Below are 15,728 nucleotides of genomic sequence, written 5' to 3' on the forward strand. Positions count from 1 at the left end.
CAGCGGTTCATGAAGTTCCAGAGTTTGAAGGTGGCGTTAATGCAGTAGAAGCAGCTGTCCATGAAGTTCCAGAATTTAATAGCGATGTCAATGGCGAGGAAGCAGCCGTAGCTGATGCTCCAGAATTTGCAGGTGGTGTGAACGCAGTAGAAGCAGCAAAAGCAGAATCTCCAGAATTTGTTGGTGGAGTTAATGGTGCAGAAGCAGCTGTCCATGAAGTCCCAGAGTTCAAAGGTGAGCAAGAGATTGTGGTTCAGGCCATGTCACAAGATAAGACCTATCAGGCACCAGCAGCGCCAGCAATACATCAGCAAGCTCTTCCTGAAACTGGAAGTGAAGATGTTGCAACTCTTGCAAGTGTAGGGCTTGTGGGGATGCTTCTTGGTATGTTCGCCATTGGTAAGAAAAAAGAATATTAGTGAAATAGATAAAACTTAAAGGTTTTGTAAAGAAGCTTGCTCTTTAATAGAAAGTGTCGTAACCAGAACGTGTTACGGCCTTTTTCTTTCATGTTTGCGAGAAAAAAGGATGTTTTTAGTTAGGGATTATGTGATGTTGGGATGAATTTTAGGTCCCTGAAACTACTTTCAGAAGAAACTGTTGGATAAAATTGTTTTGAAACTCCAATCTATTCTAGTACAAGTTATTGAAAGCGCTTTAATAATAAGCTATAATAGTCACATAAACACAAAGGAAAAGAAAAGGAGGAAAGTAGATGCCACAAATTAGTAAAGAAGCCTTGATTGAACAAATCAAAGATGGAATCATCGTTTCTTGTCAGGCACTTCCTCATGAACCGCTCTACACAGAAGCGGGAGGAGTAATCCCCTTGTTGGTGAAAGCAGCTGAACAAGGTGGAGCAGTCGGTATCCGAGCAAATAGTGTTCGGGATATTAAGGAAATCAAAGAGGTCACAAAACTTCCGATTATCGGAATTATCAAACGTGATTATCCACCACAGGAACCATTCATCACTGCTACAATGAAGGAAGTGGATGAATTAGCTGCGCTTGATATCGAAGTTATCGCTCTTGATTGTACTAAGCGTGAACGTTATGACGGCTTAGAGATTCAAGAATTTATTCGCCAAGTGAAGGAAAAATATCCAAATCAATTATTGATGGCGGATACAAGTACTTTCGAAGAAGGACTAGCAGCAGTAGAGGCAGGAATTGACTTTGTCGGAACAACCTTATCGGGGTATACATCTTACAGTCCAAAAGTGGATGGTCCTGATTTCGAATTGATCAAGAAACTCTGTGATGCCGGCGTGGATGTCATTGCAGAAGGGAAAATTCACACACCAGAACAAGCTAAGCAAATCCTAGGTTATGGGGTTCGAGGCATCGTTGTAGGTGGCGCTATTACTAGACCAAAAGAGATTACGGAACGCTTTGTTGCAGGTCTTAAATAACACAATATAAAAAACGAGGAGAGTGGTTGATTAGTAGGAAGAAATGAAAACGTATACAAAGTCGATATTGCTCTTTATCCAATTCGGATACGCTTAACATCATTTAGGAGAATACAAATGAAATTTAGAAAATTAGCTTGTACAGTACTTGCGGGTGCTGCGGTTCTATCACTTGCTGCTTGTGGCAAATCAGACGCTAACAAAGATGCAGCCAAATCAGGCGATGCAGCAACAACAGAAATCACTTGGTGGGCTTTCCCAGTCTTCACTCAAGAAAAATCTGGTGACGGTGTAGGAACTTATGAAAAATCTATCATCGAAGCATTCGAAAAAGCAAATCCAGATATCAAAGTTAAACTAGAAACAATCGACTTCAAGTCTGGACCAGAAAAAATCACGACAGCTATCGAAGCTGGAACAGCTCCAGATGTACTTTTCGATGCACCAGGTCGTATCATCAATTACGGTAAAAATGGTAAATTGGCTGAGTTGAATGACCTCTTTACAGATGAATTTGTGAAAGATGTTAACAACGAAAACATCGTACAAGCAAGTAAGGCTGGCGACAAAGCTTACATGTATCCAATCAGTTCTGCACCATTCTACATGGCTATGAACAAGAAAATGTTGGAAGACGCTGGTGTAGCTAACCTTGTTAAAGAAGGTTGGACAACAGACGACTTTGAAAAAGTTTTGAAAGCGCTTAAAGATAAAGGATATACTCCAGGTTCATTGTTCAGTTCTGGTCAAGGGGGAGACCAAGGAACACGTGCCTTCATCGCTAACCTTTACGGCGGTTCTGTAACTGATAAAGAAGTAACTAAATATACAACTGACGATCCTAAATTCGTTAAAGGTCTTGAAAAAGCAGCTAGCTGGATCAAAGACGGTTTGTTGAACAACGGTTCACAATTTGACGGTGGAGCAGACATCCAAAACTTTGCAAACGGTCAAACTTCATACACAATCCTTTGGGCACCAGCTCAAAACGGTATCCAAGCTAAACTTTTGGAAGCAAGTAAAGTTGAAGTGGTAGAAGTACCATTCCCATCTGACTCAGGCAAACCAGCTCTTGAATACCTTGTAAACGGATTCGCAGTATTTAATAACAAAGACGAAAAGAAAGTCGCAGCAGCTAAGAAATTCATCCAATTCATCGCAGATGATAAAGAGTGGGGTCCTAAAGACGTTGTTCGTACAGGCGCATTCCCAGTTCGTACTTCATTTGGTAAACTTTATGATGACAAACGTATGGAAACAATCAGTGGCTGGACTCAATACTACTCACCATACTACAACACAATTGATGGATTTGCTGAGATGAGAACTCTTTGGTTCCCAATGTTGCAAGCTGTATCAAACGGCGATGAGCAACCAGCAGAAGCTTTGAAAGCATTCACTGAAAAAGCAAACGAAACTATCAAAAAAGCAGCTAAACAATAAGCCCGAATTTAAAAGTTGAGTCCCCCCCTTTTCCCTGTGAACATTCGTACACGAAAAGGGGGACTTTTGTTTAAAATGTAAGGAACTGACAGGTCAAAATTAAAATGAAGTTCTTACATAGGCTAATCTTAGAAAAAATTTCATTTTGATTTTACATCAATGTCAGACGACAATCAAAAAACAAAAACTATTTGAAAGTGAGGTGCCGACTGTGAAAGTCAATAAAATCCGTATGCGGGAAACAGTGATTTCCTACGCATTCTTAGCACCAGTATTAATCTTCTTTACCGTCTTCGTCTTAGCTCCAATGATCATGGGCTTCATCACTAGTTTTTTTAACTACTCGATGACTAGCTTTGAGTTTGTGGGATTGGACAACTACATCCGCATGTTTAAAGACCCTGTCTTTATGAAGTCTTTAATCAACACCGTTATCTTGGTTATCGGATCTGTACCGGTCGTTGTACTTTTCTCACTCTTTGTGGCATCACAAACCTACCAACAAAATGCAGTTGCTAGATCTTTCTACCGTTTCGTATTCTTCCTACCTGTAGTTACTGGTAGTGTTGCCGTTACGGTTGTTTGGAAATGGATCTACGATCCACTATCAGGTATTTTGAACTTTGTCCTTAAGTCAAGCAACATTATCAGCCAGAACATTTCTTGGCTCGGAGATAAAAACTGGGCTTTGCTTGCGATTATGATTATCCTTTTGACAACTTCTGTTGGTCAACCGATTATCCTTTACATCGCGGCAATGGGAAATATTGACAATTCACTTGTTGAAGCGGCGCGTGTTGATGGCGCTACTGAGTTTCAAGTTTTCTGGAAGATTAAATGGCCAAGCCTGCTTCCAACAACTCTTTATATCGCAATCATCACAACTATCAACTCATTCCAGTGTTTCGCCCTTATTCAGCTTTTGACATCTGGTGGACCAAACTACTCAACAAGTACACTTATGTACTACCTTTACGAAAAAGCCTTCCAATTGACTGAATATGGCTATGCCAATACTATTGGTGTATTCTTGGCAGTTATGATTGCCCTTGTCAGCTTCGCTCAATTCAAGATCCTCGGAAACGATGTAGAATACTAAGGAAAGGAGACAGCTATGAAACCTACACAACAAAAGAAACCATTAACAGCCTTTACTGTTATTTCAACAATCATTTTGCTCTTGTTGACTGTACTCTTTATCTTCCCATTCTACTGGATCTTGACAGGTGCATTCAAATCACAACCAGATACCATTATGATTCCACCACAATGGTTCCCTAAAGCTCCAACAATGGAGAACTTCCAACAATTGATGGTGCAAAACCCAGCCTTGCAATGGATGTGGAACTCAGTATTCATTTCTTTGGTAACCATGTTCTTGGTTTGTGCAACCTCTTCACTAGCAGGTTATGTATTGGCTAAGAAACGTTTCTATGGACAACGCATTCTCTTTGCAATCTTTATCGCTGCCATGGCTCTTCCAAAACAAGTTGTCCTTGTACCATTGGTACGTATCGTCAACTTCATGGGAATCCATGACACTCTTTGGGCAGTTATCTTGCCTTTAATCGGATGGCCATTCGGGGTCTTCCTTATGAAACAGTTCAGTGAAAACATTCCTACAGAATTGCTCGAATCTGCTAAAATCGATGGATGTGGTGAGATTCGTACTTTCTGGAGCGTAGCCTTCCCTATTGTAAAACCTGGATTTGCAGCTCTTGCAATCTTTACCTTCATCAATACATGGAATGACTACTTCATGCAGTTGGTTATGTTGACTTCACGTCAAAACTTGACCATCTCACTCGGGGTTGCGACCATGCAGGCGGAGATGGCAACTAACTATGGTTTGATTATGGCGGGTGCCGCCCTTGCAGCTGTGCCAATCGTAACAGTCTTCTTAGTATTCCAAAAATCATTTACTCAAGGTATTACTATGGGAGCTGTCAAAGGATAAGTACTCTGCGAAAATTGAATATAGTACAATCTGTTTATCAGTGTGCAGAAGTATAGTTGATAGACTAAGAGAATACAGGATATATAAGTGTCTACAAAATGGAGAGGAGTTGCTTACTTCATGAAGTTTTGTTAGACACTTATAAACTTAATTTTTGACTTTTTAGATACTATTTAGAATAGTTATTTCCCATCTTAGTGGTATCCAAGATAAGTATGTTGTACTTATCTTGGACGGAATTTTTGAGAGTAAAATAGTTCGGGGAACTATTTTAGCCTGAGCCTAGAAATGAATGAGCGAGGAGCTCAAAAATTAGGTCTTTCATTTCATGGTTTTCTAAAATCATCCACTGGATAATTTTACCTTCCGTCCGCACTATTTAAGGGAAATTATAAAAAGATAAATCAAATTGGAAATAAGCATCAGAAGCGAAGGAAATTACTATGATTTTTGATGATTTAAAAAACATTAGCTTTTACAAGGGAATTCATCCAAATCTCGATAAGGCCATCGATTATCTCTATGAGCATCGTAAGGATAGCTTTGAATTAGGAAAATACGAGATTGATGGGGATAAGGTTTTCTTAGTTGTACAGGAAAATGTTCTTAACCAAGAGGAAAATGATCGCTTTGAGCATCATAAAAAATATGCAGATTTGCATTTGTTGGTTGAAGGGCATGAGTACTCTAGCTATGGTTCTCGTGTCAAAGATGAGGCTGTAGCCTTTGACGAAGCTAGTGATATCGGCTTTGTTCATTGCCACGAACAATACCCACTTTTATTGGGTTATCACAATTTTGCAGTCTTTTTCCCAGGTGAACCTCATCAGCCTAATGGCTATGCAGGTATGGAAGATAAAGTTCGCAAATACTTATTTAAAATTTTAATCGATTAGTCAGTTAGGAGGAGCAAACAATGGCACATAAAGGATCTGGATTGATAAAAGCGGCATTCGATACGGATAACTTTCTTATGCGATTTTGTGAGAAGGTTTTAGATATCGTGACGGTTAATCTGCTCTTTGTTGTGTCTTGTTTGCCTATTGTGACGATCGGTGTTGCAAAAATCAGTCTCTATCAGACAATCTTCGAAGTTAAGAGTAGTCGTCGTGTTCCTGTTTTTAAAACTTATATGAGAGCCTTTAAGCAAAATTTGAAATTAGGTCTCCAGTTAGGTTTGTTGGAACTAGGAATTTTTCTGATTAGCGTTGTTGATTTATCTCTATTCTGGGGGCAAACCAGCCTAGGCTTCCAGCTCATTAAAGCCATTTGCTTGGGAATACTGATATTTTTAACCCTAGTTATGTTGGCTAGTTATCCAATTGCAGCACGCTATGACTTAACTTGGAAAGAAGTTCTTCAAAAGGGCTTGCTCTTAGTTAGCTTTAACTTCGTGTGGTTCTTCTTGATGTTTGCGATTATTTTATTAATCATGATGCTTCTCTATCTATCGGGCTTTACTCTAGTGCTCGGTGGATCAGCATTTCTACTTTTTGGCTTTGGCCTTCTTGCCTTTTGCCAAGCTGGATTAATGGAAAAATTGTTTGCTAAATATCAAGCAGATTGAAAATGATATGAAACTACTTTCAAACATGAAAAGCTATGGGAGATGAATAGAAATTAAAATCTAAGTGGCTGAGATGTATTGAAAGCGCTTTTCACAAGGTGTATACTAAAATAGTAAAAAATCATCTGCCCAGAGCAGAAAATAAGAAATCTTAGGAGAAATCTATGTCAGATTTAAAAAAATATGAAGGCGTCATTCCTGCCTTCTACGCATGTTATGATGATGCGGGCGAAGTAAGCCCAGAACGTACTCGTGCTTTGGTGCAATACTTTATTGATAAAGGTGTTCAAGGACTTTATGTCAACGGTTCTTCAGGTGAATGTATCTACCAAAGTGTAGAAGACCGCAAATTGATCTTGGAAGAAGTCATGGCAGTTGCCAAAGGTAAATTGACGATCATTGCTCACGTAGCTTGTAACAATACCAAAGATAGTATTGAACTGGCTCGTCATGCAGAAAGTTTGGGAGTAGATGCTATCGCAACAATCCCACCAATTTACTTCCGTTTGCCTGAGTACTCAGTTGCTAAATACTGGAACGATATCAGTGCTGCAGCACCAAATACAGACTATGTTATCTACAACATTCCTCAATTGGCTGGTGTTGCTTTGACTCCAAGCCTTTACACAGAAATGTTGAAAAACCCACGTGTTATCGGTGTTAAGAACTCCTCAATGGCAGTTCAAGATATTCAAACATTCGTTAGCCTTGGTGGTGAAGACCGTATCGTCTTTAACGGTCCAGACGAACAATTCCTAGGCGGACGTCTCATGGGAGCAAAAGCTGGTATCGGTGGTACTTATGGTGCTATGCCAGAACTCTTCTTGAAACTCAACCAATTGATTGCGGATAAGGACCTAGAAACAGCGCGTGAATTGCAATACGCTATCAACGCTATCATCGGTAAATTGACTGCAGCTCATGGGAATATGTACTGTGTGATTAAAGAAGTCTTGAAAATCAATGAAGGACTTAACATCGGATCAGTTCGTTCTCCACTTACACCAGTGACCGAAGAAGATCGTCCAGTTGTCGAAGCAGCTGCTCAATTGATTCGTGAAACTAAGGAGCGTTTCCTCTAATCAATAGGAGGCTTTATGACTAATTATGTTGCAATTGATATTGGTGGAACTAATATCAAATACGGTTTGATTGACCAAGATGGACAACTTGTAGAGTCTCACGAAGTAGCGACTGAGGCTCACAAGGGTGGTCCCCACATCTTACAAAAGACAAAAGATATCGTAGCTAGCTATCTCGAAAAAGGTCCAGTGTCAGGTGTCGCCATTTCCTCTGCGGGAATGGTTGATCCTGATAAGGGTGAGATTTTCTATGCTGGTCCACAGATCCCGAACTATGCAGGGACTCAATTTAAAAAAGAAATTGAAGAAAGTTTCCAAGTTCCTTGTGAAATTGAAAATGATGTCAACTGTGCAGGGCTAGCAGAAGCTGTTTCTGGTTCTGGAAAAGGTGCAGGAATAACGCTTTGTTTGACCATCGGAACAGGTATCGGCGGTTGCTTAATCATTGACGGCCAGATTTTCCATGGATTTAGTAATTCTGCCTGTGAAGTCGGCTATATGCATATGCAGGATGGGGCTTTCCAAGATTTAGCTTCTACAACTGCCTTGGTTGAGTATGTAGCTAAGGCTCATGGTGAAGAAGTAGCCCATTGGAATGGTCGTAGAATTTTCAAAGAAGCTACAGAAGGCAATAAACTCTGTATGGAGGGAATTGACCGTATGGTAGACTATCTTGGGAAAGGTCTTGCTAACATTTGTTATGTTGCCAATCCAGAGGTTGTTATACTAGGTGGTGGTATTATGGGGCAGGAAGCGATTTTGAAACCGAAAATTCGTACAGCTCTGAAAGATGCGCTTGTTCCAAGTTTAGCGGAAAAAACAAGATTAGAGTTTGCGCGTCATCAAAATACTGCGGGTATGCTTGGAGCTTACTATCACTTCAAAACAAAACAATCCTAAGCTGGCCTTGCCACTTTAGGATTTTTTAGTGGTAAATAGTGGCAAAAGCATTTAGTAAAAATCTAGTTAAAACTTTGGAAACCCTTGCATTTTTCAGGATAATATAGTATATTTATTATACTGCTGAAACTCTAGGTAAAATTTTTGCTAATGGAAGCATTATTTTATTTTTTGAAAATGTAAGCGATTTCTACAATCTTATATTTACTTAAAATAAATAGCTCAGAGAAAGAATTTTAATCTAGGGAATCAAACAAAAATTGTCGCCAGATAACACTGGGCTCGGGCAGTAGCTGACTGCTCTAGAAAATTAGGAGTATTTGATGAAACAATATTTTTTAGAAAAAGGTCGAATATTTAGTATTCGTAAACTGACTGTTGGTGTTGCTTCTGTAGCAGTCGGTCTTGCTTTTTTTGCATCTGGTAATGTTGCGGCTAGTGAACTTGTGACAGAACCAAAACTTGAAGTAGATAGTCAAGCAAAAGAAGTGGCAGATGTAGATCATAAAAAAGAAGAAGCAGTCAAAGAAGAAGTAACTGAAAAAACAGAACCTGCTGTCGAGAAAGTGTCAGAGGAAGGAAAAACTGCTGAAGTGGCTGGTGATTTACTCCCTGAAGAAATCCCTGATCGTGCTTATCCTGATACACAAGTGAAAAAAGTGGATACTGCAGCTATTGTATCAGAAAAAGAAAGCCCACAAGTAGAGACTAAGAGCATTTTGAAACCTACAGAAGCAGCTCCATCTGAAGCTGGAAAAGAAAATAGAGCCATTATCAATGGCGGACAAGACCTTAAGCATATCAATTATGAAGGTCAACCAGCAACATCTGCTACTATGGTTTATTCAATCTTTAGCTCACCTTTGGCCAATGGCGGTAGTCAGCGATACCTTAACTCAGGTTCAGGTATCTTTGTTGCTCCAAATGTCATCTTGACAGTGGCTCACAACTTCTTGGTCAAGGATGCAGATACTAATGCGGGTTCTATCCGTGGTGGTGATACGGCTAAGTTCTATTACAATGTAGGTTCAAATACTGCTAAGAATAATTCTTTGCCAAGCTCTGGAAATACTGTTTTGTTCAAGGAAAAAGATATTCATTTCTGGAATAAAGAAAAATTCGGTGAAGGCTATAAGAATGACCTAGCCTTGGTTGTAGCTCCAGTTCCACTTTCAATTGCAAGTCCAAATAAGGCAGCTACCTTTACTCCTTTAGCAGAACATCGAGAATACAAAGCTGGAGAACCTGTTAGCACCATCGGTTACCCTACAGATTCAACTTCTCCAGAATTGAAGGAACCAATTGTTCCAGGTCAATTGTATAAGGCGGACGGTGTTGTTAAAGGTACTGAAAAGTATGATGATAAGGGAACAGTTGGTGTCACTTATCGTTTGACTTCTGTATCAGGTCTTTCAGGTGGTGGAATTATCAACGGTGATGGTAAGGTCATTGGGATCCACCAACGTGGAACTGTCGATAATGCGAACATTGCTGAAAAAGATCGCTTTGGAGGAGGGCTTGTCCTCTCACCAGAACAATTGGCATGGGTCAAAGAAATCATTGACAAATACGGTGTTAAAGGCTGGTATCAAGGCGATAACGGCAATCGTTATTACTTCACTCCAGAGGGAGAAATGCTTCGAAATAAGACAGCTGTTATCGGTGAAAACAAATATTCCTTCGATGAAAGTGGTGTAGCGACTCTTCTTGAAGGTGTTGATTATGGACGAGTTGTTGTTGAACACCTAGACCAAAATGATAATCCAGTCAAAGAAAACGATACTTTTGTTGAAAAGACAGAAGTTGGAACTCAGTTCGACTATAATTATAAAACAGAAATTGAAAAGACTGACTTCTTCAAGAAGAATAAAGAAAAATATGAGATTGTATCGATTGACGGCAAAACTGTCAACAAGCAACTAAAAGACGCTTGGGAAGATGATTATAGTGTTGTGAGCAAGGCTCCTGCAGGAACTCGCGTTATCAAGGTTGTTTATAAGGTCAATAAAGGTTCCTTTGACGTTCATTATCGTTTGAAAGGTACCGACCAAGAATTGGCACCTGCAACTGTTGACAATAACGATGGTAAAGAATATGAAGTTTCCTTTGTTCATAGATTCCAAGCCAAAGAAATTGCAGGCTACCGTGCAGTCAATGCAAGTCAAGAAGCAACAATCCAACATAAAGGAGTGAACCAAGTTATTTTTGAATACGAAAAAATTGAAGATTCAAAACCAGTAACTCCTGCAACTCCAGTAGTGGATCCAAAAGACGAAGAAACAGAAATTGGAAACTATGGACCACTACCAAGCAAGGCCCAATTGGACTACCACAAGGAAGAATTGGCTGCCTTCATCCACTATGGGATGAATACTTATACCAACTCTGAGTGGGGAAATGGTAGAGAAAATCCTCAAAACTTTAATCCGACAAACCTTGATACAGACCAGTGGATTAAGACTTTGAAGGATGCTGGGTTCAAACGAACAATCATGGTTGTCAAACACCACGACGGTTTTGTGATTTATCCATCTAAATACACAGACCATACGGTGGCTGCAAGTCCATGGAAAGACGGTAAGGGAGACCTTCTCGAAGAAATCTCTAAATCAGCAACGAAATATGACATGAATATGGGTGTTTACCTATCACCATGGGATGCCAATAACCCTAAATATCATGTTTCAACTGAAAAAGAGTACAATGAATACTACCTTAACCAACTCAAGGAAATCCTTGGTAATCCTAAATACGGAAATAAGGGTAAATTTATCGAAGTGTGGATGGATGGTGCGCGTGGTAGCGGAGCTCAAAAAGTAACCTACACCTTTGACGAGTGGTTCAAGTACATCAAGGAAGCTGAAGGAGATATCGCTATCTTCTCTGCTCAACCGACAAGTGTCCGTTGGATCGGTAATGAACGTGGTATCGCTGGAGATCCAGTTTGGCATAAGGTTAAGAAAGCTAAAATCACTGACGATGTGAAGAATGAATATCTCAACCATGGAGACCCAGAAGGGGATATGTACTCTGTTGGTGAAGCAGACGTTTCTATTCGTTCAGGTTGGTTCTACCATGACAATCAACAGCCGAAATCAATCAAAGATTTGATGGATATCTACTTCAAGTCTGTTGGTCGTGGAACGCCACTTCTACTCAACATTCCACCAAATAAAGAAGGTAAATTCGCAGATGCAGACGTCGCTCGTTTGAAAGAATTCCGAGCAACCTTGGATCAAATGTATGCGACTGACTTTGCTAAGGGTGCAACTGTAACTGCAAGCTCTACTCGTAAGAATCACTTGTATCAAGCAAGCCACCTAACAGATGGTAAGGATGATACTAGCTGGGCATTAGCAAATGATGCTAAGACAGGTGAATTTACTGTCGATCTTGGTCAAAAGAGACGCTTTGACGTGATTGAACTCAAAGAAGATATCGCTAAAGGTCAGCGTATCTCTGGCTTCAAGGTTGAAGTTGAACTCAATGGCCGTTGGGTACCATACGGTGAAGGCTCAACTATTGGTTATCGTCGCCTAATCCAAGGTCAACCAGTAGAAGCACAAAAGATTCGTGTGACTATTACTGGTGCGCAAGCAACACCTATTTTGACAAACTTCTCTGTTTATAAGACTCCAAGCAGTATCGAGAAGACAGATGGTTACCCTCTTGGATTGGACTACCATTCAAATACAACAGCAGATAAAGCAAATACAACTTGGTATGACGAATCTGAAGGTATCCGCGGAACATCTATGTGGACTAACCAAAAAGATGCAAGCGTAACCTACCGTTTCAACGGAACTAAGGCTTATGTCGTATCTACAGTGGATCCAAACCACGGTGAAATGTCGGTTTACGTGGATGGTCAAAAGGTTGCAGATGTACAAACCAATAATGCAGCTCGTAAACGTAGCCAGATGGTTTATGAAACAGATGACTTGGCTCCAGGTGAACATACCATCAAACTCGTTAACAAGACTGGAAAAGCTATTGCAACTGAAGGTATCTACACGCTCAACAATGCTGGTAAAGGTATGTTTGAGTTGAAAGAAACAACCTATGAAGTTCAAAAAGGACAACCAGTTACTGTAACCATCAAACGTGTTGGTGGTAGCAAGGGAGCTGCGACAGTTCATGTTGTGACTGAGCCAGGAACAGGGGTTCACGGTAAAGTTTATAAGGATACAACGGCTGATTTGACCTTCCAAGATGGTGAAACAGAAAAGACTTTGACAATTCCGACAATTGACTTTACGGAGCAAGCTGACTCTATCTTTGACTTCAAAGTGAAAATGACGAGTGCTTCAGATGAAGCTTTGCTTGGCTTTGCTTCAGAAGCAACGATTCGAGTGATGAAAGCTGAATTGCTTCAAAAAGATCAAGTCAGTCATGATGATCAGGCCAGTCAACTTGACTATAGCCCAGGTTGGCACCATGAAACCAATTCTTCTGGCAAATACCAAAACACTGAGTCTTGGGCATCATTTGGTCGTTTGACTGAAGAGCAAAAGAAAAATGCTAGCGTAACAGCCTACTTCTACGGTACAGGTCTTGAAATCAAAGGTTTTGTTGATCCTGGACATGGTATCTACAAGGTAACTCTGGATGGTAAAGAACTTGAGTATCAAGATGGTCAAGGAAATGCCACTGATGTCAATGGCAAGAAGTACTTCAGTGGTACAGCAACTACACGCCAAGGAGATCAGACTCTTGTTCGTTTGACTGGCCTAGAAGAAGGTTGGCATGCTGTAACCTTGCAATTGGATCCAAAACTAAATGATACTTCTAGAAATATCGGTATTCAAGTTGACCAGTTCATCACTCGTGGTGAAGATAGCGCTCTTTATACCAAAGAAGAGTTGATCCAAGCTATGAAGAATTGGAAGGATGAATTGGTTAAATTTGACCAAACAAGTTTGAAGAATACTCCAGAGGCACGTCAAGCCTTCAAGTCAAACTTGGACAAATTATCAGAACAACTTTCAGCAAGCACTGTCAATGCGCAAGAGATGATGCTGACAGCCACAACCTTACAAGCTATTCTTGATAAGGAAGAAAACTACGGTTCAGATGACACACCGACACCAGACCAACCAGAGGAGCCAAACTACGACAAGGCTATGGCAAGTCTAGCAGAAGCGATTGAAAGAAAGACTAAAGAACTTGGTGACGATAAGGAAGCTAAGAAGAAATTAGTTGAGTTGGCCGAACAAGCTCTTACTGCTATCCAGGAAGCTAAGACTCAGGATGCAGTCGATAAGGCCTTACAAGCAGCTCTAACTTCCATCAATCAACTTCAAGCGACTCCGAAAGAGGATCCAAAACCAGAAGAACCAAGCAAACCAGAAGAGTCTAAGATTGACTATGATAAGGCCATGGCAAGTTTGGCAGAGGCTATTCAAAACAAGACTAAGGAACTAGGTGATGATAAGGAAGCTAAGAAGAAACTAGTCGAGTTATCAGAACAAGCCATCGCAGCGATCGAAGCAGCCAAGACACAGGATGCAGTAGACAAAGCCTTGCAAGCAGCTCTAACTTCTATCAATCAGCTTCAAGCGACCCCGAAAGAAGATCCGAAACCAGAAGAACCAAGCAAACCAGGAGAGTCTAAGATTGACTATGATAAGGCTATGGCAAGCTTGGCAGAAGCTATTCAAAACAAGAGCAAGGAACTAGGCAACGATAAAGAAGCTAAGAAGAAACTAGTTGAGTTATCCGAACAAGCTCTTACTGCTATCCAGGAAGCTAAGACTCAGGATGCAGTCGATAAGGCCTTACAAGCAGCTCTAACTTCCATCAATCAACTTCAAGCGACTCCGAAAGAGGATCCAAAACCAGAAGAACCAAGCAAACCAGAAGAGTCTAAGATTGACTATGATAAGGCCATGGCAAGTTTGGCAGAGGCTATTCAAAACAAGACTAAGGAACTAGGTGATGATAAGGAAGCTAAGAAGAAACTAGTCGAGTTATCAGAACAAGCCATCGCAGCGATCGAAGCAGCCAAAACTCAGGATGCAGTAGACAAAGCCTTGCAAGCAGCTCTAACTTCTATCAATCAACTTCAAGCAACTCCGAAAGAGGAACCAAAACCAGAAGAACCAAGCAAACCAGAAGAGCCAACCATCGACTACGACAAGGCTATGGCAAGTCTGGCAGAAGCGATTGAAAGAAAGACTAAAGAACTTGGTGACGATAAAGAAGCTAAGAAGAAATTAGTTGAGTTGGCCGAACAAGCTCTAGCTGCTATCGAAGAAGCTAAGACTCAAGATGCAGTAGATAAAGCTTTACAAGCTGCCCTAGCTTCTATTAACCAACTTCAAGCGACTCCAAAAGAGGATCCAAAACCAGAAGAACCAAGCAAATCAGAAGAGTCTAAAGTGGACCGCCATAAGGCGATTGCAGAATTGGCTGCAGCAGTCGAGAAAAAAGCTGCTGAACTTGTCGATGATGTAGCTGCACAGGAAAAACTGGTTGAACTTGGAGAGCAATCCCTTACTGCCATCAGAGACGCTAAGACACAGGATGCAGTCGATAAGGCCTTACAAGCAGCTCTAACTTCCATCAATCAACTTCAAGCGACTCCGAAAGAGGAAGTAAAATATTCAAATCTTCCGACTGAAGGAGATAAGGTCTTAATTCAAACGCAACCAAGCCTTGAAGTAACGACAGAATCAATCGCCTTTAATACTGTTCGTCGCGAGAATGCCTTCCTAGCCAAAGGCAAGGAACAAGTTGTTTCAGAGGGCAAAGTAGGTCAAGTAACGACTTATGTAGAAGTAGATGGAGACACACGTAAGACAGTTAAGGTTGAACGTGAAGAAGCTCAAGATCGTGTCATAGAAGTTGGTACTTTTGAAGGAACATCTGTGCCAGGTGAAGGTGTTAAAGAATTGAGCTTTAGTCAGCCAAGTCTTGAAGTTGTTGAAGAAGCTCTCAGCTTCAAGACAGTTAAGCAAGATGACCCAACTCTGTCAGAAGGTGAAACTCGAGTAGCTCAGGCCGGTCGTGAAGGCAAAGAACGCGTCAGCATAGAAGTCACATCAGATGGAAGCCGTACTGAAAAACTTCGCGAAGTTGTGGAAGCGCCACGAGATGAGATTGTGCTAGTCGGAACTAAGAAAGTTGAATCAGGTAAAACAGATCCAGCGATCCATGAAGTCCCAGAGTTCACAGGTAGTGTCAATGGCGCAGAGGCTGCTAGTCATGAGCTTCCTGAATTTGCAGGTGGAGTAAATGGTGAAGAAGCAGTTATTCGTGGAGAAGATCCAGAGTTTACTGGTGGAGTCAATGGATCAGAAGCTGCTATCAACGAGGTCCTAGAGTTCACTGGCGGAGCAAATGGCGAAGAAGCAGCTACTCGTG

Annotated in this window: 10 protein-coding genes; all 10 read left to right on the plus strand. The window is 40.9% G+C overall.

Annotated features, from left to right (window positions below):
- On the plus strand, nucleotides 1-419 hold a 419-nt coding region (locus tag RQ973_RS08360; RefSeq protein ID WP_311523625.1), incomplete at its 5' end, for an SIALI-17 repeat-containing surface protein.
- Between the two features lie 296 nt (nucleotides 420-715).
- The gene (locus RQ973_RS08365) at nucleotides 716-1,414 is read left to right on the plus strand and encodes an N-acetylmannosamine-6-phosphate 2-epimerase (RefSeq protein ID WP_311523627.1); all 699 of its coding nucleotides are present in this window, start codon (nucleotides 716-718) and stop codon (nucleotides 1,412-1,414) included.
- A 117-nt stretch (nucleotides 1,415-1,531) separates the two neighbouring features.
- Nucleotides 1,532-2,857, plus strand: coding sequence for an ABC transporter substrate-binding protein (locus RQ973_RS08370; protein ID WP_311523628.1), 1,326 nt, complete (start codon nucleotides 1,532-1,534; stop codon nucleotides 2,855-2,857).
- Between the two features lie 232 nt (nucleotides 2,858-3,089).
- Nucleotides 3,090-3,956 carry a sugar ABC transporter permease gene (locus tag RQ973_RS08375; protein ID WP_311520167.1) on the plus strand — a complete coding sequence of 289 codons (867 nt, stop codon included), beginning with the start codon at nucleotides 3,090-3,092 and terminating at the stop codon, nucleotides 3,954-3,956.
- A gap of 15 nt (nucleotides 3,957-3,971) precedes the next feature.
- A complete protein-coding gene (locus RQ973_RS08380; RefSeq protein ID WP_311523629.1) occupies nucleotides 3,972-4,814 on the plus strand; it encodes a carbohydrate ABC transporter permease in 843 nt (280 codons plus the stop codon).
- A 443-nt stretch (nucleotides 4,815-5,257) separates the two neighbouring features.
- Nucleotides 5,258-5,710, plus strand: a complete 453-nt coding sequence (locus tag RQ973_RS08385; RefSeq protein WP_311523630.1) for a YhcH/YjgK/YiaL family protein — start codon at nucleotides 5,258-5,260, stop codon at nucleotides 5,708-5,710.
- Nucleotides 5,711-5,730: 20 nt separating this feature from the next.
- Entirely contained in the window at nucleotides 5,731-6,381 is a 651-nt protein-coding gene (locus RQ973_RS08390; RefSeq protein ID WP_070460764.1) for a YesL family protein, read from the plus strand.
- 164 nt (nucleotides 6,382-6,545) lie between these two features.
- Nucleotides 6,546-7,463, plus strand: coding sequence for a dihydrodipicolinate synthase family protein (locus RQ973_RS08395; protein WP_250307612.1), 918 nt, complete (start codon nucleotides 6,546-6,548; stop codon nucleotides 7,461-7,463).
- A gap of 15 nt (nucleotides 7,464-7,478) precedes the next feature.
- Nucleotides 7,479-8,363 carry an ROK family protein gene (locus RQ973_RS08400; protein ID WP_311523631.1) on the plus strand — a complete coding sequence of 295 codons (885 nt, stop codon included), beginning with the start codon at nucleotides 7,479-7,481 and terminating at the stop codon, nucleotides 8,361-8,363.
- A gap of 323 nt (nucleotides 8,364-8,686) precedes the next feature.
- The coding region (locus RQ973_RS08405; protein WP_311523632.1) for an SIALI-17 repeat-containing surface protein at nucleotides 8,687-15,728 on the plus strand (7,042 nt) is incomplete at its 3' end.

Source organism: uncultured Streptococcus sp. (genome assembly GCF_963511325.1).
In the GTDB taxonomy this organism is placed as follows: Bacteria; Bacillota; Bacilli; order Lactobacillales; family Streptococcaceae; genus Streptococcus.

Coding starts and splice junctions, on each gene's coding strand:
- RQ973_RS08365 (WP_311523627.1), top strand. CDS start 716: ATGCCACAAATTAGTAAAGAAGCCTTGATTGAACAAATCAAAGATGGA.
- RQ973_RS08370 (WP_311523628.1), top strand. CDS start 1,532: ATGAAATTTAGAAAATTAGCTTGTACAGTACTTGCGGGTGCTGCGGTT.
- RQ973_RS08375 (WP_311520167.1), top strand. CDS start 3,090: ATGCGGGAAACAGTGATTTCCTACGCATTCTTAGCACCAGTATTAATC.
- RQ973_RS08380 (WP_311523629.1), top strand. CDS start 3,972: ATGAAACCTACACAACAAAAGAAACCATTAACAGCCTTTACTGTTATT.
- RQ973_RS08385 (WP_311523630.1), top strand. CDS start 5,258: ATGATTTTTGATGATTTAAAAAACATTAGCTTTTACAAGGGAATTCAT.
- RQ973_RS08390 (WP_070460764.1), top strand. CDS start 5,731: ATGGCACATAAAGGATCTGGATTGATAAAAGCGGCATTCGATACGGAT.
- RQ973_RS08395 (WP_250307612.1), top strand. CDS start 6,546: ATGTCAGATTTAAAAAAATATGAAGGCGTCATTCCTGCCTTCTACGCA.
- RQ973_RS08400 (WP_311523631.1), top strand. CDS start 7,479: ATGACTAATTATGTTGCAATTGATATTGGTGGAACTAATATCAAATAC.